18 protein-coding genes are annotated in these 18,791 nt (G+C 42.0%); 12 read left to right on the forward strand and 6 right to left on the reverse strand.

Features of this window, described 5'->3' with window-relative positions; genetic code table 11:
- Positions 1 to 216 precede the first annotated feature (216 nt).
- The 4 genes from G561_RS0110465 to G561_RS0110480 all read left to right on the forward strand — a co-directional run bounded on the left by G561_RS0110465 (position 217) and on the right by G561_RS0110480 (position 3,291).
- Complete coding sequence (locus G561_RS0110465; protein WP_037032212.1) at positions 217 to 525, forward strand: c-type cytochrome; 309 nt, start codon at positions 217 to 219, stop codon at positions 523 to 525.
- 342 nt (positions 526 to 867) lie between these two features.
- Positions 868 to 1,533 carry a c-type cytochrome gene (locus tag G561_RS0110470; protein WP_028859516.1) on the forward strand — a complete coding sequence of 222 codons (666 nt, stop codon included), beginning with the start codon at positions 868 to 870 and terminating at the stop codon, positions 1,531 to 1,533.
- A 292-nt stretch (positions 1,534 to 1,825) separates the two neighbouring features.
- Positions 1,826 to 2,935 (forward strand): hypothetical protein, encoded by a 1,110-nt coding sequence (locus G561_RS0110475; protein WP_028859517.1) that lies wholly within the window; start codon positions 1,826 to 1,828, stop codon positions 2,933 to 2,935.
- Positions 2,932 to 3,291: an RnfH family protein gene (locus tag G561_RS0110480; protein ID WP_051584505.1), complete on the forward strand. Its 360-nt coding sequence runs from the start codon at positions 2,932 to 2,934 to the stop codon at positions 3,289 to 3,291. The genes G561_RS0110475 and G561_RS0110480 overlap by 4 nt, the downstream gene beginning before the upstream one ends.
- Before the next feature lie 191 nt (positions 3,292 to 3,482).
- Here G561_RS0110480 and G561_RS0110485 read toward each other — a convergent pair whose 3' ends face one another.
- Positions 3,483 to 3,857: an outer membrane protein assembly factor BamE gene (locus G561_RS0110485; protein ID WP_028859519.1), complete on the reverse strand. Its 375-nt coding sequence runs from the start codon at positions 3,855 to 3,857 to the stop codon at positions 3,483 to 3,485.
- Positions 3,858 to 4,161: 304 nt separating this feature from the next.
- On the opposite strand from G561_RS0110485, the gene fur reads away from it, so the two are divergent.
- Complete coding sequence (gene fur, locus G561_RS0110490; protein ID WP_028859520.1) at positions 4,162 to 4,596, forward strand: ferric iron uptake transcriptional regulator; 435 nt, start codon at positions 4,162 to 4,164, stop codon at positions 4,594 to 4,596.
- A 204-nt stretch (positions 4,597 to 4,800) separates the two neighbouring features.
- On the opposite strand, the gene G561_RS0110495 is transcribed toward fur, so the two are convergent.
- Entirely contained in the window at positions 4,801 to 5,904 is a 1,104-nt protein-coding gene (locus G561_RS0110495) for a type IV pilus twitching motility protein PilT (RefSeq protein WP_028859521.1), read from the reverse strand.
- A 302-nt stretch (positions 5,905 to 6,206) separates the two neighbouring features.
- Here G561_RS0110495 and G561_RS0110500 point away from each other — a divergent pair, with 302 nt between their 5' ends.
- Positions 6,207 to 6,905 carry a YggS family pyridoxal phosphate-dependent enzyme gene (locus G561_RS0110500; RefSeq protein WP_037032214.1) on the forward strand — a complete coding sequence of 233 codons (699 nt, stop codon included), beginning with the start codon at positions 6,207 to 6,209 and terminating at the stop codon, positions 6,903 to 6,905.
- A gap of 112 nt (positions 6,906 to 7,017) precedes the next feature.
- Here G561_RS0110500 and G561_RS0110505 read toward each other — a convergent pair whose 3' ends face one another.
- Positions 7,018 to 8,679, reverse strand: a complete 1,662-nt coding sequence (locus G561_RS0110505; protein WP_028859523.1) for an NAD+ synthase — start codon at positions 8,677 to 8,679, stop codon at positions 7,018 to 7,020.
- A gap of 446 nt (positions 8,680 to 9,125) precedes the next feature.
- Between G561_RS0110505 and G561_RS0110510 the strand changes: the two genes are divergently transcribed.
- Positions 9,126 to 9,584 (forward strand): hypothetical protein, encoded by a 459-nt coding sequence (locus tag G561_RS0110510; RefSeq protein WP_028859524.1) that lies wholly within the window; start codon positions 9,126 to 9,128, stop codon positions 9,582 to 9,584.
- A 100-nt stretch (positions 9,585 to 9,684) separates the two neighbouring features.
- Here G561_RS0110510 and G561_RS15020 read toward each other — a convergent pair whose 3' ends face one another.
- Together G561_RS15020 and G561_RS0110520 are read right to left on the reverse strand one after the other, a co-directional pair.
- Entirely contained in the window at positions 9,685 to 10,191 is a 507-nt protein-coding gene (locus tag G561_RS15020; RefSeq protein ID WP_051584506.1) for a cell division protein ZapA, read from the reverse strand.
- A gap of 42 nt (positions 10,192 to 10,233) precedes the next feature.
- Positions 10,234 to 10,707, reverse strand: coding sequence for a hypothetical protein (locus G561_RS0110520; protein WP_028859526.1), 474 nt, complete (start codon positions 10,705 to 10,707; stop codon positions 10,234 to 10,236).
- A 331-nt stretch (positions 10,708 to 11,038) separates the two neighbouring features.
- Between G561_RS0110520 and G561_RS0110525 the strand changes: the two genes are divergently transcribed.
- From G561_RS0110525 to G561_RS0110540, 4 genes are all read left to right on the forward strand, one after another.
- Positions 11,039 to 11,695, forward strand: coding sequence for a UPF0149 family protein (locus G561_RS0110525; protein WP_028859527.1), 657 nt, complete (start codon positions 11,039 to 11,041; stop codon positions 11,693 to 11,695).
- 241 nt (positions 11,696 to 11,936) lie between these two features.
- Positions 11,937 to 12,425, forward strand: a complete 489-nt coding sequence (locus G561_RS0110530; RefSeq protein WP_028859528.1) for a nucleoside deaminase — start codon at positions 11,937 to 11,939, stop codon at positions 12,423 to 12,425.
- Between the two features lie 31 nt (positions 12,426 to 12,456).
- Entirely contained in the window at positions 12,457 to 13,668 is a 1,212-nt protein-coding gene (gene argE / locus G561_RS0110535; RefSeq protein ID WP_028859529.1) for an acetylornithine deacetylase, read from the forward strand.
- Between the two features lie 109 nt (positions 13,669 to 13,777).
- Positions 13,778 to 14,440, forward strand: coding sequence for a LysE family translocator (locus tag G561_RS0110540; RefSeq protein ID WP_028859530.1), 663 nt, complete (start codon positions 13,778 to 13,780; stop codon positions 14,438 to 14,440).
- Between the two features lie 130 nt (positions 14,441 to 14,570).
- On the opposite strand, the gene miaB is transcribed toward G561_RS0110540, so the two are convergent.
- Positions 14,571 to 16,058, reverse strand: a complete 1,488-nt coding sequence (gene miaB / locus G561_RS0110545) for a tRNA (N6-isopentenyl adenosine(37)-C2)-methylthiotransferase MiaB (RefSeq protein WP_028859531.1) — start codon at positions 16,056 to 16,058, stop codon at positions 14,571 to 14,573.
- Between the two features lie 454 nt (positions 16,059 to 16,512).
- Between miaB and G561_RS0110550 the strand changes: the two genes are divergently transcribed.
- Positions 16,513 to 18,585, forward strand: a complete 2,073-nt coding sequence (locus G561_RS0110550) for a lytic transglycosylase domain-containing protein (RefSeq protein WP_081794447.1) — start codon at positions 16,513 to 16,515, stop codon at positions 18,583 to 18,585.
- Positions 18,586 to 18,791: the final 206 nt, after the last annotated feature.

Below are 18,791 nucleotides of genomic sequence, written 5' to 3' on the forward strand. Positions count from 1 at the left end.
GCATCTCATTGTCCTTGGTCTTCTTGGTCGAAAACTTTAAGGATAGTGAGGTGTCATTTTTTTTCAACCCCTAAAAGTGTTGAGAGTGGGGTATTTTTATTAATTGTACGACACCTCGTTATATTTACGGCTCATGCAGAGCCATTAATGCTTAAGTCTTTTCACACGCATTTATTCATGTGGTGTTAAGAAGCGACGAAGGTAAGGAGAGTATTAATGAAGTTTAATAAAGTGCTATTACCTGTGTTTGCTACCCTAATGCTAAGTAGTCTTCCCATCTTGGGTAATGCCGATGTTGCAAAACGCTATGAGGCAAGCTGTGCTACCTGTCACTCAAGTGGGGCATTTTCAGCACCGCAAAAAGGCGACACCCAGTATTGGCAAAAACTAAAATCTGAAAAAGGTATGCCTGCTTTGGTTGAATCTGTGAGAGTAGGCGGTAAACAGATGCCTGCTGGCGGGTTATGTGGCGACTGTAAAACTAGCAAAGATTATGCTGAATTAATTGAATATATGTCCAAATAACCTTTAGTTTTCATTGAATATTACTATTTTTATCTCTCTTGCTATTTCGCAAAGCCCTGATTTAATCAGGGCTTTTAGTCTTTATAAGTCAGATTAAGTGAGATTTATTGCTGCGTACTGACTAATATGTCACGGATAGGTAGCTATTTTTACAAAACTATTGATATAATAATGGCATTAATTATTCTCTGTGAGTAGTTATAACTGAACCATGCGCTGATAGCTTGTCCCTAAATTTGGGTTAAGTGATGCCTGATAGTTAATGTTTGGCTATCATCATTTCAGCGTCAAAGTTATAGTTGCTTAGCTACCGCCTGAAAGATTTAGTAGGATTAGACTACAATGAAAAAATTGCTCGTTGCCACCAGCCTATGTGTTGCCAGTATCAGCGCCAGTGCAGTTATTACTGTGCCTAAATATGATGCCGCAGCCGGTCAAAAAATTGTTGAAGAGAACTGTGCTGCTTGTCATGGTATGACAGGGATTAGTGTTGTCCCCACTCAGCCTAACCTTGGCGGTCAAAATGTTCGCTATCTTTTCAAACAATTAAGAGATTTTAAAACCGGATATCGTATTAACGGTATCATGCAAGGTCAGATCGCTACCCTAAATGAACAAGATCTAGCAAACGTTGCTGGCTATTACTCTGAACAAAAGCCATGGGGTGCGTTCGCAGGTAACCCAGCCACTGCTGAAGAAGCGGGCAAGCTGTTCTTAGGCGGCGACAAAAAGCGTGGTGTTATTGGCTGTGCAGGGTGTCATGACCCTAAAGGCGCAGGTAACGCTTATGCTGCTTTCCCACGTATTGGTGGTCAGCACGCTGAATACATTGGTCTACAATTAAAAATGTTCCGTGCCGCTGGTCGTGAAGATGATGTAGCTAAGGATCAAAAACGTATTAACGATGCTGCCAAAGAAGGTGAGAAAGGTATGATGCAAGTGGTTGCTGCGAGACTTAGCGATCGCGATATCAAAATCTTATCGCAGTTTGTTAGTGCAGTTCACTAATTTAACGGCTAGGTAAGTTTATCAGCTAAATCGTATTCGATAATAGCTAATAAAGCTACCTCACCCAAAGTAGCTAAAGAGATTTAATAAACAAAAACCCCGTTCTTCGGGGTTTTTGTTTATTATCAGCTTTAAATTTGTGAGGGCTATTTAAAGTTTATAATTTAACCCAATATTTTTATATAAGCGTCGTAGATACGCGAATACATTTGATTTGGCTGTTCAAAATCAGTTAGATTGTCATTAACTATAATTTCAACCTAAACAATAATCTCAATCCATGGATATCAGCATGCAAAATCGTTTTGCCTCACTATTTATTGCTGCCTTACTGCCTCTACTTCTATTTAGATGGTTTATTCCTACGCCTGTTGGTCAAATAGACTTTTGGTTAATGTGGCTATTGGCAATGGTCGTCGTCGGTCTGCCTCTATTATATGCAGAGATTGGCCTGGCTCACCGCAGCCAAAAAATACCCGCTAAAGGTATTCAAGAGCTTACTAGACAGGCGGATACCAGTACCATCTGGCGCAGCTTTGTGTGGTTAACGGTATTGCTGTCATTGGTTATCGCTGGTTTAAGTATTGATGCTGTGAGTGCCAATCTATTACAGGCTACCCAAGAGCTAGGCTTATCGCTACAGGTGCCTTCTTACGCCTTAGGCATAATTATGGTAATTATCGCCGCGATGCTGAGCTTGTTGGGTGGCAGCACTTTAGTGGCGTCTTTGGCACTAATTGCTGTGGCCTTTATTATGGCAGCTGTGACTAATATTTCATCAATCGTACTTATCATGACTGAGCCTAGCTTAGGTGAGTGGGCCAGAGCGGTAACGCTGGCGTTAGTCAGTGTGGGAGTGGGCACAGGTCTATTTTGGTTTAATAACCCCTTGGTAAGCCACGATCCTAATCATAGTGCAGAAGCTGGACGCAATACCCGTGAGATTGCAACAAAAACGGTATTACCTATTTGGTTAACGCAGTTGGTGATTGGTAGCGTGGCTTTGATATTTTCCACTGGGAATTTTGCGCCAGTTACCACCTTAGTTTATGCCTTTGGCGTATTAGCGGCTTCAGCATTTTTTATGCATTATGCCAGTGCGCAAATTGCCAATTTATTCCAAAGATTTGGTATCTGGATAGCTACTGCCATTAGTATGCTATTGACTATCTTATTGGTGGCTATTGCCAGCCCTCAGTCTTTGGCGGTACTGTTGGTGATCGTTAGTGTTCTAAGTGCTTTAGTGTTGGCTATTTTTTCAGGTTGGCAAATGAAAATTAGTCACATGCGAAAATCATTAAACTTCAGCTCAGAAGGGGTTTATAATCTGTGGCGTGTGGCGATTCGCATCTTAGTACCGCTACTGATTTTGGTCGCTGTAGCAGGTTGGTTATTGTCATGAATTCAAGTTCATTCAGCACTTTGAATAAGACTCAGGCAGGCTTACCTATAAGCTTAGCCTATGCCCCGTCTGCCACAGATAGTCTATACTTAGAGATGGAAGTGGCTCAGGGCACAACCTTACTGCAAGCTTTGCAGCAGTCAGGATGGTTGCAGAAATACCCCGCTTTACAGCAGTGGTGTGATGAGCATGCTCAAGATGAGCAAATTAATAACAAGAGCTGGGCTGTAGGAGTGTTCTCCCAGAAGAAGCTATTAAGTTATGTGTTACATGCTCATGATCGCATTGAGATCTATCGACCGTTGACTATTGATCCGATGCGTAAACGCAAAAAGCGAGCTGTTAGTAAGGGATAGCTGTATATACAAGCAAATATAAGGTAGGATATAAGATAACCCTCTATAAAAGCCGTTTAACTCTTGTCTTATAAGAAGCAAGTATCTAATAGAAGCATGTGTCTAGTAGATGCCACTGTCTAATAGATGCGAGTTTAAGTAGAAGCGAGCTTTAGTGCAAACAAGGGTTATCTCAAAGATAAGACCAACGGTTATTTATTGCTAGTAGGAAGGCTTTCGATACCTTCTACTTTGACCACAGTTTCTGACTCATCAAAATAAATGATCAGATGTTGGCTGGCGTTAGTAATTACTTTTTTGCCTTCTCGTTGTCCATAAGTCCCTGGCGTATAGTCGTAAATATAGTCCCAACGGTTAGGCGCTAGTGTATCGCGTACAGCTGGGCTACCTAGCAAATAAAGGACTTGGTTTTTGCTCATACCAGGTTGAACTTGCTGTGCTTGAGCTTGAGTGATTGGGGTCCCTTGAGGTAAATCAATGGTATAGACACCAAAAATAGAACAAGCTGATAGAGTAAGTGTGGCGCTAATAGCGATAGGGTAAAGTAATTTTTTTAATATATTCATAGTTTCACGTTTTAGAATTACCTAATGTAGTCTTTAGAGTAAGCCTCTAAGGATTAAGACAGTTATAAAAATTACCAAAGTTCTGATAATTATAAACTGATAATAAAGTTTTGGTAAGATAACCCAGTTAAACTGATGGGCTGTTCCCCGGATTTAATCTGAGCTAGGCTTAACTCATTTTCATAAATGATACGTCAATTACTTGCAATTGCCTACCACTTACGAGAGTATTTAACTAAAATTTGCATTATTTACTAGTTTAACACGGGTTCCACTCATAAATTATAAAGTTATAAGGATTACAATGAAAATCATCAATCAAGAGTTACGTAAAGCGGGTTTAAAAATTACTTTGCCTCGTATCAAGATCCTTGAGCTATTAGAGAGTGCTGAAGACCATCATATGAGTGCTGAAGAGGTCTATAAGGCGTTAATAGAGCAAGGAGAGGATGTTGGCTTAGCTACAGTATATCGAGTGCTAACCCAATTCGAGCAAGCCGGTATTGTTGAGCGTCATAATTTTGAAAACAACTTATCTGTGTTTGAGATTACTCAAGATGAACATCACGATCACATGGTCTGTGATGTGTGTGGGAAAATCATTGAGTTTCATAACCCAATCATTGAGAAAGAGCAGCTAAAAGTAGCTAAAGAGCATGGGTTTAGATTGTCTGGCCACTCTTTAGTGCTATATGGCTTATGCGAAAATGAAGAGTGCCAAGATTCAGCCAAAAAGTAATGGCAAAGCAGCTGGCAGCTTCGTTAGCATTAATCCAAAGGCAGCAAAACCATAAACTGCGTTATGTGGTATTAGAAAACCCGTTTTTTAAACGGGTTTTTTTGTGGGTGATAGTTGGGTTTTACAGGGCAGGGTTGTTCTTCATTATAAGGCTAAAATAAGGGATATAAGGCTAAAATAAGGGAGGCTATTTTTAGAGAATGCTCACGCGGTCAGATACTCTGAGGCAATCACCTTATCCTCTACCAGCTGCTGTAATGACTGCTGGAATGTGCGCATACCTATGCCATTACTGGTTTGAATAACAGAGTACATTTGCGCTAATTTGTTTTGACGAATTAAATTACGTATGGCCGGAGTAGTAACCATAATCTCATGGGCTGCAATACGTCCACCTTGGATACGCTTCACTAAAATTTGAGAGATGACCGCCTGTAAAGATTCTGACAGCATGGCTCTGACCATTTCTTTTTCGGCTGCAGGGAAGACATCAATGAGCCTGTCTATGGTTTTGGTCGCGGAATTAGTATGCAAGGTTGCAAAGACTAGGTGCCCGGTTTCAGCCGCAGTAAGGGCCAATTGGATACTGCTTAAATCTCTTAATTCTCCAATAACAATAACATCAGGGTCCTCCCGTAAGGCAGAACGAAGTGCACTGCTAAAATCCGAAGTATGCTGAGATACTTCTCGCTGATTTACCAAGCTTCTCTTCGAGTCATGAATGAACTCAATAGGGTCTTCAATGGTAAGGATATGGGCCGGTTTAGTGCTATTAATATGGTCAACTAAAGCTGCCACTGTTGTAGATTTACCACAGCCTGTGGGACCGGTAACCAGTACCAAACCTTGGCGTAGGTTGGCAATTTTTTCAAAGATAGCTTGGGTATCTGGTTGAGGAGTTTTAATGTTAGCAGCAGAGGTGTCTAAGTCAGTGTCAACAGCTCGATTTAAATTAAGCTGTGCTAAGCTAGGAACGTTGGAGGGTATGATTCTAAATACAGCGGCTATTCCCCGGCTTTGAGTAAAGGCGTTAATTCTAAAGCGGCCAACTTTGGGCAAAAAGTAAGCATAATCGAGTTCTAGGTTATTTTGAAACTCGTTATATTGAGCGTTACTCATGGTACTTCTAATAAATGCCTCAACCTCTGTCTCTCGCAAGGCAGGCATATTTACCGCGGTCATATCACCTGCTATGCGCAGCATGGCCGGCATCCCAGTAGATAAATGTAAGTCTGAGGCCTGGCATTGAATAGTGTGGGCAAGTAAAGACTGAATATCCTTGAAGCTTAGTACTTGCGCGTCAGCCACGTAGGCTCTCCTTGTGCAATTAATGGATATCAGTAGCATAACAAGTCTACTTACCCTATGAGTAACTTTTTTTGGGTCAATGCCTATTTGTCAGTGCTTATGGATAGCGTATGCTTTAATAGCAATTAAAAAGACAAGCTGTGTAGGCAGTGTAAACATCTACCAATAGAGCAGGCAGGGTGGTAAATGTTACTATTAGGGTATAGCCAAAAATAAGGTATGGCCAAAAAATACGATATAGCCAAAAATAAGGTATGGCCAAAAAAAACTAACTAAAAAATAAATTTTATGAGGGCAATATAATGAATACGACACTGCTACAAAGATGGCAACAAGTTATCGAACAAATTGATAAGGCACGTGCCGCTTCGAATCGAGATACGGTTACTTTGTTGGCAGTATCTAAGACTAAGCCTGCTCAAATGATTATTGAGTTGGCCGAAGCAGGGCAGAGACATTTTGGAGAAAATTACCTGCAAGAAGCAGCAGGGAAGATGGCAGAGATCAAAGAGCTTGGCGCAAGCTCAGCGGCTACTGAAGCTATTATTTGGCATTATATCGGTCATATTCAACGCAATAAAACCCGAGATATCGCTGAGAACTTCGACTGGGTACATACCATTGAGCGCGATATTATTGCCAAGCGTCTTAATGACCAACGCCCCGATAATTTAGGTAAGATCAATGTGTTGGTTCAAGTCAATATAGACAATGAAGACAGTAAGTCTGGGTGTTTGCCCAGTGAGTTAGATAAGCTAATTGCCGGCATTAAAGGCTATGATAAGCTAAGCTTACGCGGGCTAATGATTATTCCGTCCAAAGAGGGCACGGATGCTTTTGAGCGTACTAAAAAGCTGTTTGATGAGATTAAGCAGGCGCATCCTGAATTAACACAATGGGATACCTTGAGCATGGGGATGAGTGGCGATATGGAGCAAGCCATTGCTCATGGCTCAACGATGGTTCGGGTTGGTAGTGCGATTTTTGGAGCAAGAGACTAAGCTAAGCTAAGCTTTAAGACCTAAATGATTTTTAAGATCTAAATAAAAGGAGCTTCAGATTAATTGAAGCTCCTTTTATTTTATTACCTAGATAATGATGAAAGCGGCTTTATTATTTGCTTTCAATACTCCAACCATTAACCAAAGGATAACGACGCTCACGGCCAAAAGCCTTATGACTAACTTTGGTACCGATGGCCGCTTGACGACGCTTATATTCACTTCTGTCTACTAAGCGGATGATCTGACGCACCACATCAGGGTCAAAGCCTTTAGCGGTAATCTCATTAAAGCCCAAATCGTTATCGATGTAGTCTTTTAAGATGGCGTCTAGTATATCGTAATCTGGTAAGCTGTCTTGGTCTTTTTGGTCTGGACGTAGCTCAGCTGAAGGGGCGCGCGTGATAACACGTTCAGGGATAACATCTGTGTCCTCCAAGCGGTTACGATAATTGGCCAAAGCATAAACTTGAGTCTTATAAACGTCTTTTAATACATCAAATCCGCCAGCCATATCGCCATATAAGGTGGAGTAGCCCACAGCCATTTCAGATTTGTTGCCAGTGGTGATAACGAGATGACCAAATTTATTAGATAAGGCCATTAAGATCATGCCACGGGCACGGGCCTGAATATTCTCTTCAGTGGTGTCCATTTTGGCCTTGCTAAATAAAGGTGCTAGAGTATGTCGCATACCAGCCACAGCGTCATGGATTGGGCAAACGGTATAAGACACATTCAATCTGCGGGCTTGAGCTTGAGCATCTTCTAAGCTGATCTGAGATGTGTATTCATATGGCATCATTACCGCATACACTTTATCTGATCCTAAAGCATCAACGGCGATACATAAGGTCAATGCAGAGTCGATACCACCTGAAAGACCGACGATAACCCCTTCAAATCCTGAATGGTTGACGTAGTCACGTAAGCCGACAACTAAAGCTTGATAAGTTTCTGATTCGGCGCTCAATTGTAGTGGTGCTTTAGCTTGAGTATCAAATTGACCACTTTCAATATCAAAGCTGGCATATAACAGATGCTCTAGGAAGCGAGGCGCCTCATGGGCTATTTCGCCATTGGCTTGAATTGCCATAGAGCCCCCATCAAACACGAGGTCGTCTTGACCCCCTACCGCATTGACATAAACGATGGGTAAGTCATTATCCGTCGCTCTTTTATGCAATAAAGCTTGGCGAGTGTGCTGTTTACCAGCTTCAAAAGGAGAGGCGTTAATAGTTACTACTAGATCAGCACCTTGATCTTTTAAGGCTTTGATAGGGTCTTCTTGCCATAAGTCTTCACAGATTAGCAGGCCAATAGTAAGGCCTTGATAATCAAAAAGTACTTGGTTGCGACCTTTGTCAAAGTAACGACGCTCATCAAATACCCCGTAGTTGGGTAGGTATTGCTTATGATAAAAGCCTTTTTGTTGGCCATTTTGAATGATGGCAGCTGAGTTGAATGTGCCATGATAATCCACATGAGGATAGCCGATAATCATAACGATATCATTAATATCCGTTAATGAGCTTAGGGCGGCTTTGACGCGATCAGATAAGCTTGGACGTAGTAGCAAGTCTTCCGGTGGATATCCCAATAAAGCCAACTCTGGGAATATGATAATATCGGCACCGTTGTCACGTGCTTCGATGGCTAGGCTACGCATTTTTTGGATATTATTTTGGATATCTCCCACCATGAAGTGAGATTGAGCCATTGCAAATTTCAGCGACTTTCCTTTTAGTTCAGTGCTGTTGTTTTCATTAGACATTATTAGGTCCTATTTGTTATGGGGATTAGCGCTACTTTTCTCGCAGCAAAAACAACTTATTAAATTTTGTTAGTGTTGATTTTGAGCCAAGTAAAATTTAGCGTTTGCGTTAAAAGGTTTGGTGTTTTTTATAATCTAAAATATTATCTATCAAATTAGCAAAGTACTTTTGCCAAGTTAATCTTGTTAATATCAAGTTAGTCTAGTCTTGTTAATACAAGTAGCTAACTACTATTGCCCACTAAAAATTTTGGCTTTGTTATGACTGCTATTTGATATGTAAATCCTACTTTATCAAATACAGTAGGGTTAATAATTTCTTGTTGTTTCCATTGTTAACGACTTTTGTAGTCGAAAAACGATACAATTACCTTTAGTATAACATCAAATTTTTGTGTTATAGCTAAGCCCGATTGATTTAGCGGGCAAAACTAGGGGATTTTATCATGTTTGCATTTGTCTTTACCCTTGTCCTAATCTGGCTTGCTATGTGGGCCTTTTTTAAATTTATGTACCCTAAGCCGCCCAAGGAGTTTATGCCCAAAAAAGGGGATATTATTACTCCAAGGGACTGTGACCTTTGTGGTTACCCCTTAGCGGAATATAGAGGGGTGATTGAAGCCATACCACAAGCCCAATTAGCTGAGGCCGAGCAGACGCAAGTTACTCAGCTGACTGCAGAGGTGGCGGCCATTAATGAGCAAATATTGGCTTATGAGACAACGGTTAATGATAAAGCTCATCAAAAAACACTGACTCGTCAACAAAAGAAACAAGCTTCGGCCCAATATGAGCAGCTACAAAAGCAGTTGTTCGAAAAGAATCAACAGTTAAAGAAAATGACCAGTTGGTTTTTTTGTAATTATGACCATCAAGCCGACTTTCATGCAAATCGTGCACCATAGAGTTTGATGAATAAACGATCAAAAATTTGACAAATAAAAGGCTGCACAACAATTTGGCAGCCTTAAAATAGGGAGATCATAGTCAGCTAATCTGTGGTTATTACTGAGCTAACTGCATGTCTTGAATCATTTGCTCAACAAGCTGATTGGCCTGCTCAATACTCTGTTCATTAGCAGCGGCACCGTTCTTAGTCTGTTGCAGTTTCTCATAAAGGTTTAAGCAGCAAAGAACCAATAAGTTTTCATGCGGCAATTGCGGAGCATGAGCCCGCAGATCTTCAATAAAATTATTGATAAAGTCGCTGGCAGCGAATAGCTCGTGTTCTTCACCTACCGGGCAGTTAATTGTATAGTGTTTATCTAAGATACTGATATCGACAGCTGAATATTGAGGCTCGGGTTCAGCTTCAATCTCTGCTAAATCTGCTGTGTTAGAGGTCTGTACAGAGTAATCGTTGTCGTAGCTTGCAGAATCAATATTTTCTGCGTGCTGCTCATTGTCTAGTCCGTAAGCTTCTTCAGTAAAATCTTCGGATAAGACAGACTGCTCGTTAAGGCTAACCTCAGAGTCTTGCGGCTCGTAGTCATTTGGATAATCAGTGGACATAATGTTCTCTTAAAAAATTGGAATAAAGAAGCTAGGTAGGGGTTACTCTACAGCTTGGTCAATTAAAGTTAAGCGCTGCATCACCACTTTGGTGTGTTCTTTTGCCAAGCGGTTTTTTTCTAATAGCATTTGATTCGCTTGCTCTAACGCTTCACATTTTTGTAGCAGCTCGCTGTAATTATCATTGAGAGTGTTGTGGGCTTCAGTTAGGCTTTTGTGCTCATCGTCAAGCTGATTATAGAGTCTTTCAAGAGTTTCATGCTCTTGTTGAGCCTGTTCCATCACACTTTGAGCTTCAGAGAGTTGTTGCTCTAGTTGTTGCTGGGTTTGCTGAGACTGTTCATGAGCACTCTGTGAGTCGGTAAGCTGTTGCTGCAACTGCTCAACTTGTTGGGTATCTACTTGAGGGGCAGCTTTTAGCGAAAGCAGCTCATTATGAGAGGCATCATAACGCTGTCGAACATCGTGCAATATAGAATCTAAATGTTGCAGTTTTTCAATTAAAGACTGAGTCATGGAGTATCACTTCTAATAAAGTCGGATAAAATTTAAATGCAAGGTTATGTATATGATACCTTTAATAATGCCACAGATGCCCACATTATATCTAGCAGTAGGTTGTTAACGAATGTGTTTGCAAAAGTACGGATTTTGACATTTTGTCATAAGCTAAGCTAAAAAATAAGCGACATACACCGCAACAATTTAACAGAAGTGGTAGTGACCTAGTAGCTTTTTAACAGTAAATAGTTATTCGCAGTAGATAGTTGAATCAATAAATAGCTAGGCCTATAAATAGGGCACGCACTTAGTAATAGATCTCACCGTTAATAAAAAGGTAATTGTAATGAATGACGATATTTCAGGCTGGAATGATTGGGAAACAGCTTTTGCTGAGTGGAACGATGTGACCATTAGCGAACTGCATGGGCTGATGACAGGGCTTATGACGGTGTGTCATGCACCCACCAAAATTGAAGAGTGGGAGCAGCTACTGACTGAATTAAGCTTTTCTATTCCCAATGAAGCCGCTTTAACTTTGCTGACAGAAGAGGCGGAAGATACTTCGTTTCAGCTAAAGGACAAAGATGATGCTTATCAATACTCGCCGTTAGTACCAGACGATGAGCATGATTTGTATGAGCGGGTTATGGCCCTAAAGCAGTGGGTTAATGGTTTTATGACGGGATTTGGAGTGACCGGTTGTACTTTGACTACTGAAGAGAATGCAATATTCTCTGATTTGTCAAAAATTGGCAGCATTCGTCTCGATCCAGATGATGAGTTTGAGGGCGGGGAAGAGTCGTACCTATATCTATATGAGTTTGTGCGTATGGTGCCAGTGAGCTTGGCAATCCGACCTCGCAAATCTATGATGAGCCTGCCTCTTATCGCCGGCTTATCTATTGATGCTAAGACTGCCAAAGAACTTGAGCAAGAAGGGATAAAGCCTAAGCCTATCCCACCGGTAATTGATATTATGAATCAAAACAACCCGTCTTAACGACATCTTTAGCGGTTTGAGCAGTATTTAGCTCTGATTGCTATTAGCTCTGATTGAATGCTATTGGCTCTGATTGAATGCTATTGGCTCTGATTGAATGCTATTAGCTCTGATTGAATATAACAAAAGGCCAGCCCAGATAAACTGGGCTGGCCTTTTTGTGTTACATTAAAGCCTAATTAAAGCCTAAGTAGCACTATGTATAATTTATCAAGGCATAAAAATAAAATAGGAGAATTTAATGATAACTAAACAGGACGAAACTCATTTAAAGCGCTGTATTGAACTGGCTGCTGAGGCACTGCAGGCAGGGGATTCTCCCTTTGGTAGCGTGTTAGTAGCCGGTAGTGGTGAGGTGTTAAAAGAAGACCGTAACCGCATTAATAGTCTTGAGGCCACCTACCATCCTGAGCTGGCTTTGGCACAATGGGCAGCTGTCAATATGAGTGAGGAGGCACGGCGTCAAGCTGTGGTATATACGTCAGGAGAGCACTGTGCTATGTGCTCCGCAGCTCATGCTTGGGCGGGGCTGGGTCGTATAGTCTATGCCAGCTCGTCAAAGCAATTGCAACATTGGCAGCAAGAGCAAGGTATAAGCGCTGACACCCCAATAAATAGCTTAAGCATTAATGAGGTTGCACCTGATATTGAGGCACAAGGCCCAGTAGCGGGGCTAGATGAAGAAGTCAAAGCCTTGCATTTGCAAGCCTGGAAGCAGGATAAATCTTAGTTTTATTATTTTAACTTTGTAAGGAATAATCATGCCCTCGCTAAATCAAACTACCCTTTATCCCAGTGACAGTATCGAGTGGCTCAAGCGATTAATTGGCTTTGATACAGTGAGCCGTCATTCTAATTTAGCCCTTATCGAAGAGGTGCAAGCCTATTGTGAAAGCTTGGGCTTATCGCCGGTATTGACCTTCAATGAAGACAACAGTAAGGCCAACTTATTTGTCACCATCTCAGCAGGTAAGGGTTCTGAACAACAAATAACCAGTGGTGGTATTGTGCTGTCTGGGCATACCGATGTGGTGCCCGTTGATGGTCAAGACTGGGACTCAAACCCTTTTGAGGCGGTGATACGAGGCGATAAGCTTTATGGCCGTGGTGCTTGTGATATGAAAGGCTTTATTGCCAGTGCGTTGACTGTGTTGTCCAAAGCGGTAGAGCTGTCAAAGCAAGGCAGTCTGACTAAGCCACTACATCTGGCATTGTCCTTCGATGAAGAGGTTGGCTGTTTAGGTGCTCCGTTAATGCTTGAGGAATTAAAGCAGCGCGGTATCCGTCCTGATTATTGTATCGTCGGTGAGCCGTCTTCTATGAAGATGGTCATTGCCCATAAAGGCATTGCAGTCTTTCGCTGCTCGGTACATGGCAAGTCGGCTCACTCCTCTTTAACCCATCAAGGGGTGAACGCCATCAGCTACGCCGCGAAGTTAATTGGATTTATTGATGAGCTGGCAGCTCAGTTGGTGGAGTCTGATCAAACAGATCCTCTATTTGATGTGCCTTACTCCACATTATCCATAGGTACTATTCAAGGCGGTACAGCGACCAATATTGTGCCTAATTTTTGTGAGTTTACCTTTGATTATCGCAACTTGCCGACCATGGGTAACGCAGATATTTTACCGGCCATTAAGCAAAAGATTGGCGAGCTTAATCAGCAGATGCAGCAAGTAGATGTCAATACTGGTATTGAGATTGAGCAATTAGAAAGTGTACCGGCAATGACAGACAGTGAAAGTGAAGCTCTACAACAATTAATCGCAGGCTTAGTAAGCTGTTCAGCGCGCCATAAGGTGGCTTATGCCACAGAGGGCGGTCAGTTTACCAATGCTGGTATTCCTACCGTTATTTGTGGTCCAGGCAGTATTGAGCAGGCGCATAAGGCCAATGAGTTTGTTGAATTAGAGCAGTTGGCTAAATGTGATGTGTTTTTGGATAAATTGCTTGGCTCGCTACAGAGTTAATGATCTTTTATTGCAGTACTGAGCTAATGGCTTTTATTATAAACTGGCTACTTGTATAAAGTAGCCGGTTTTATAATCTTTATAGCTCCCAACTTTAAGGTAATGCTGGATGAGCATTTCGGTATTTTTAATATTCTTTTTTAGCGCTTTTATACTCTCCGCCACACCCGGCCCCAATATGTTACTCGCCTTTCAGTACGGACTGAATCATGGCATAAGGCAGACGCTATGGGTATTGGCTGGCCTAAGTTTTGGGTTATTTATACTACTGGTTTCGGCGCTACTGGGCATCGATATCATTAGCCGAAAGTTGCCGTGGCTGCTGACGGTAATGAAAGTGGTTGGCTCTTTGTACCTGATGTATCTGGGTATGCAGTCTTGGCGACATGCTGCCGAGAATGTGCAGTTTACCAAAAGCTCAGAACCACAAAGCGTACAAGTCAACAGTATTGGTATCAAAACCGCTGGTAAGCGGTTTCGGCAAGGGATGTGGGTATCGCTATCTAATCCCAAGGCTATTTTGTTTTTTGCTGCTTTTTTTCCTAAGTTTATTAACTTTAATGCACCGCTGTGGCCACAGTATGTGTGGCTCACCTTAGGGTTTTTTATCAGTGAGACGACTTGGCAAATAGTGTATACCCTAGGGGGCACCAAGCTGTCAGGCTGGTTGGGGCAAGGCTCAAGACTGCTTTGGCTCAATAGAATTTGTGGTTTGATATTTATAGCTATCGCTGTCGCCTTGCTGTGGGAAGTGGTCACTGTAGATTTTTGATTAAGGATTTACTATAACTAAAAAAGGGTTCAAAGATTTGTCATTGAACCCTTTTTTGATATTGGCAGTCTTTAATAGTATTGGCTATATTTAAGTCAGCTGAAACTTAAATCCACTGGCCGCTACCGGTTTAGCCTAAAATATCGACCAATTCGCCACGCACCATATGCGGGCTTACAAAGTCCGTGATTTTTACGGTGACAAATTTACCCATCAAGTCTTTTTTCTGTTGTTCAGTGGCTTTAAACAGCACAGAACGGGTGTTGTCTGCTGTGCCAAGTAGCTGATCTGGATAGCGATCGGCAATTTCTTCCACCATCACTCGTAAGGTTTTGCCTACCATTTCTTCAGTCTTTTTCAGCGTTGAATCACGGATGACTTTTTGGAAAATAGCCAAGCGCTCTTTTTTGGTCGCAAGGCTTACATCATCAGGCAGTTCAGAGGCTGGTGTGCCTGGACGCTTGGAATAGATAAAGCTATAAGAGTGATCGAAATCTAAGTCTTTGGCTAAATTTAAAGTGTCTAGGAAGTCCTCTTCGGTCTCCCCTGGGAAGCCGATGATAAAGTCACTGGACAAATGCATATCAGGGCGCACAGCCATCAGCTTTTTGATCTGATTGATATACACATCGATGGTGTGGTTGCGCTTCATGGCAGCCAAGATTTTATTTGAGCCACTTTGAACCGGCAGATGTAAATGCGATACCAGCTGTGGCAGTTTGGCATAAGCTTCGATGATGTCATCAGTAAATTCAAGCGGATGGCTGGTGGTATAGCGAATACGCTCGATACCATCAACGTGGGCCACATAGTGTAGTAGCTCAGCAAAACGGCAGATGCTGCCATCGTCTTTTTCACCACGATAGCCGTTTACGTTTTGGCCCAATAAGGTAATTTCGCGCACCCCTTGTTGAGCCAAGCTGTCAATTTCGGCCAACACATCATCTAGGGGACGTGATAGCTCTTCACCGCGAGTGTAGGGCACTACACAAAATGAGCAATACTTTGAGCAGCCTTCCATAATAGAAACAAAGGCACGGTATCCTTCCACTTTTGGTTCAGGCAGGAAGTCAAATTTTTCAATACTTGGGAATGACACATCAACCGTACCGATACGGTCTTTGGGCTTAACTTGCTTTTGTGCGGTAGATTTGTCATACAGCTCAGGTAATCTATGCAAGGTTTGTGGCCCGAACACCATGTCCACATACGGGGCACGTTTTTGAATATTATCGCCCTCTTGTGAAGCCACACAGCCGCCCACACCGATAACCAAATCAGGATTGTCTTCTTTTAACTTGCGCCAACGGCCCAGCTCAGAGAATACTTTTTCTTGCGCTTTTTCGCGAATAGAGCAGGTGTTCATTAGTAGCACATCGGCTTCTTCAATATTGTCAGTGACCTCCATGTCATGAGAGTCACCCAACACGTTGCCCATTTTTTCTGAGTCATACACGTTCATCTGACAGCCTTGGGTAGCAATATAAACTTTCTTTTTTGCCATCCCAGTAGGATGATTGGATTGAGCTAAGCTATCCACAGCTAGGGTTTCAGCTGAGTGTATATTATCCGTTGGTTGCTGACGAATAGTTTTAGGGTCAAATAAAGTAGCACTCATATTAAGCAGTCCAAGATGATAGTCGTTAAGGGTTATAAAATAGAGATTATAAAGAGGGTATAAGACAGATACAGCGATAAAGATATCGGTAAGGGATGCCCACTTAAATGGCAATAGTTGGGCGTTATTATAACATAAGCAAAAGGGTGTTGAGTGTGAAAGCTATATAGGTTCTTTCAGTTAACGATCAAATGTCTTTAAGTTAACGCTAAAATAATGCTAAGGTTTATCTCTGTCTTTTTAGCCCCTATAAATGGTAATCCTCTTTTTCATAAAACGCAGTAAGCTGAGTGACATATATAGAGTCGATTGTTAAAAAATTAAACTTTGTAATTAGGCCTGCAACATCAACTTACATAAAGCATTTTGGCTCACTCTGATTCTTGCCTATAATCTAGACGAAGGCGTGTTTTGATTTTAATGAATTAACTTTTTTAATTATAAGACTGTATCTATGCTAAAAAAAACCTTTACTAATAAATTACCAAAAAAACCAAATACTAAGACCAAAGCACGTGGTTTTGGGGTTAAGGTACCTGTGGTTGCCTCATTAGCGCTTATGGGTCTGACCCAAATGGCTTGTGCTCAATTGTCTTGGCCAGGCAGTAGCCCCAACTATAGTAATGACACCAGTATCAATTATTTTAATGAAGCCCTAGCAGCCGCTGAGCGCCGAGATTCAGGGGCTTTGTACCAGTATGAGCAAATGATGGGTAACGGCTTATTTGCTATGTACCCAGCTTACTGGCGTCTAAATAATGACATCTCTACCTTACATCCCAATGTGGTAACCCAGTTCGCTAGTCAGTATAGCGGCAGTGTAATGGCAGAGAAGTTGGCTGCAGACTATGCAGAAACTAAAGCTCAGTCCGGTGACTATAATGCAGTACGTCAAGTGGCCAATTACGTCCACAATGCGGATGATAGTGAAAAATGTGCGGTGGCTTTAGGCTTTAACAATGGTGGTGATGCCATGCGCGCGATTGCCTTAAAGCCTGATGTTTGGTTAACCACCAAAAAGCAGCCGGCTTTATGTAGTCAGTTGGCCACTGAAATGAATGGCAACCCGATGATTAATAATACCGACCGCAAACAGCGCTTATTGCGTATGTTACGTGTTGGTAATACCGGCGATATTATGGCCTTGGCCCAGTCACTGGGAACTCCTATTGCCTATAGCGAGCTAAGTGAAATTCAGCTAAATCCTTCAGCGTTCTTAACCCGCTTTGGCAACCAGCCTAATAGTGTAAAAAACCAGTACTTATACCTTTATGCCATCGGACGCATCGCCGATAAGTCTTATCGAGAGGCGGCCATACAGGTAGATTACGACATTAAGCAAGACAACAATCGTCCGCAAAAGTTAATTAATGAAGAAACTCGCCGTTACGCCTATCGTATCTTGGGCGTAAAACGTATGTATTACAACACCGATGACGGCTTTAATGATGAGGCCATTACTTGGTTCCGCAACAGCTTAGGCGAGTCATTTAACTATGAAGAAGCAGAAGACTATGCCACCGCAGCCATTCGTTTTAGTCAGTGGAATGATTTAATTAATGCCATTGGCAGTATGGACAATGCGGTTCAAAAAGAAAATATCTGGCAGTACTGGCTAGCACGTGCCTACGAGCAAGTTGGTGATGGCAATAAAAAGGCCTTGGCGCGTCAAATATATCAGCGCTTAGCCAATAACAGTGATTATTATGGTCTTTTGGCCAAAGACAAAGTCAATCAACGCTTTAACGCTGGCAGTACCGCTTTGCCGAATGTGGCTAGCAGTGATACCAATCGTATGCTTAACGACCCGCATTTTGCTCGTGCTTTTGCCTTATATAATTCAAGTGCTAGCCGTACTTATGCCAACCGTGAATGGAACTGGGCTGTAAAAAAAGCTCGTGACAATAACGATAATAAAATGATTGTTGCGGCTTCTAAATATGCTCATGACATAGGCTGGCTAGACCGCTCTATTTATGCCATTGATAGTACAGAGGATCTAAACATCTATAGTCTATCGCACCCAATGCCGCATCAAGACCAAGTGGTTCGTTATAGTCGTCAAGTAGGTATTGATCCAGCATGGGCTTACGGTATTATGCGTCAAGAAAGTCGCTTCGTTAGTACCGCGCGCTCAGGTGTTGGCGCTAGTGGTTTAATGCAGATTATGCCAGATACTGCCAAATATATTGCTCGCAACCTAGGCGAAACTTACAGTGCTAGCCGTGCCAATAGTGGAGATACCAATATCCGTTACGGTACTTGGTATATGAGTGATATTATGGGCAAACTATACAATCAACCGGTACTGGCCACAGCAGGCTATAACGCAGGTCCAAATAAGGCCAAGCGTTGGCAACCCGTCTATGGCTCATTGGCTGCAGACCAATATGTAGAAAGTATCGCTTATCCTGAAACTCGTAACTATGTCAAACGAGTGATGGAAAACGCCACTATTTATAGCAGCTTACTGGGCGCTAACATGCCTATTACACAGCGTATGGGTACCATTCCAGCTGGTTATTAATAGTTAAAGTGAGGGATAGCAAAATACAAGCTTGCTATCCCTTATTTATTATTAATATACAGAGAAATAGGTTTGAGCAAAATTTTGAAAGGTGCTACACTTTTACCGCATTAAAAATGTATACGCTTTATAAAACTAGGCATTGTCAGTCAGCTACGATTTTTTTAATTGAATACTTGTGGTCTTGCGATGATAAGTAATCAGTT

Source organism: Psychrobacter phenylpyruvicus DSM 7000 = NBRC 102152 (assembly GCF_000685805.1).
Lineage (GTDB): Bacteria > Pseudomonadota > Gammaproteobacteria > Pseudomonadales > Moraxellaceae > Psychrobacter > Psychrobacter phenylpyruvicus.

Excerpts from the sequence above, each read along its gene's own strand:
- G561_RS0110525 (WP_028859527.1), top strand. The coding sequence starts at position 11,039 with ATGAATGACGATATTTCAGGCTGGAATGATTGGGAAACAGCTTTTGCT.
- G561_RS0110470 (WP_028859516.1), top strand. The coding sequence starts at position 868 with ATGAAAAAATTGCTCGTTGCCACCAGCCTATGTGTTGCCAGTATCAGC.
- G561_RS0110530 (WP_028859528.1), top strand. The coding sequence starts at position 11,937 with ATGATAACTAAACAGGACGAAACTCATTTAAAGCGCTGTATTGAACTG.
- G561_RS0110485 (WP_028859519.1), bottom strand. The coding sequence starts at position 3,857 with ATGAATATATTAAAAAAATTACTTTACCCTATCGCTATTAGCGCCACA.
- G561_RS15020 (WP_051584506.1), bottom strand. The coding sequence starts at position 10,191 with ATGTCCACTGATTATCCAAATGACTACGAGCCGCAAGACTCTGAGGTT.
- G561_RS0110465 (WP_037032212.1), top strand. The coding sequence starts at position 217 with ATGAAGTTTAATAAAGTGCTATTACCTGTGTTTGCTACCCTAATGCTA.
- fur (WP_028859520.1), top strand. The coding sequence starts at position 4,162 with ATGAAAATCATCAATCAAGAGTTACGTAAAGCGGGTTTAAAAATTACT.
- G561_RS0110540 (WP_028859530.1), top strand. The coding sequence starts at position 13,778 with ATGAGCATTTCGGTATTTTTAATATTCTTTTTTAGCGCTTTTATACTC.
- G561_RS0110505 (WP_028859523.1), bottom strand. The coding sequence starts at position 8,679 with ATGTCTAATGAAAACAACAGCACTGAACTAAAAGGAAAGTCGCTGAAA.
- G561_RS0110500 (WP_037032214.1), top strand. The coding sequence starts at position 6,207 with ATGAATACGACACTGCTACAAAGATGGCAACAAGTTATCGAACAAATT.
- G561_RS0110480 (WP_051584505.1), top strand. The coding sequence starts at position 2,932 with ATGAATTCAAGTTCATTCAGCACTTTGAATAAGACTCAGGCAGGCTTA.
- G561_RS0110475 (WP_028859517.1), top strand. The coding sequence starts at position 1,826 with ATGCAAAATCGTTTTGCCTCACTATTTATTGCTGCCTTACTGCCTCTA.
- G561_RS0110510 (WP_028859524.1), top strand. The coding sequence starts at position 9,126 with ATGTTTGCATTTGTCTTTACCCTTGTCCTAATCTGGCTTGCTATGTGG.
- miaB (WP_028859531.1), bottom strand. The coding sequence starts at position 16,058 with ATGAGTGCTACTTTATTTGACCCTAAAACTATTCGTCAGCAACCAACG.
- G561_RS0110550 (WP_081794447.1), top strand. The coding sequence starts at position 16,513 with ATGCTAAAAAAAACCTTTACTAATAAATTACCAAAAAAACCAAATACT.
- argE (WP_028859529.1), top strand. The coding sequence starts at position 12,457 with ATGCCCTCGCTAAATCAAACTACCCTTTATCCCAGTGACAGTATCGAG.
- G561_RS0110520 (WP_028859526.1), bottom strand. The coding sequence starts at position 10,707 with ATGACTCAGTCTTTAATTGAAAAACTGCAACATTTAGATTCTATATTG.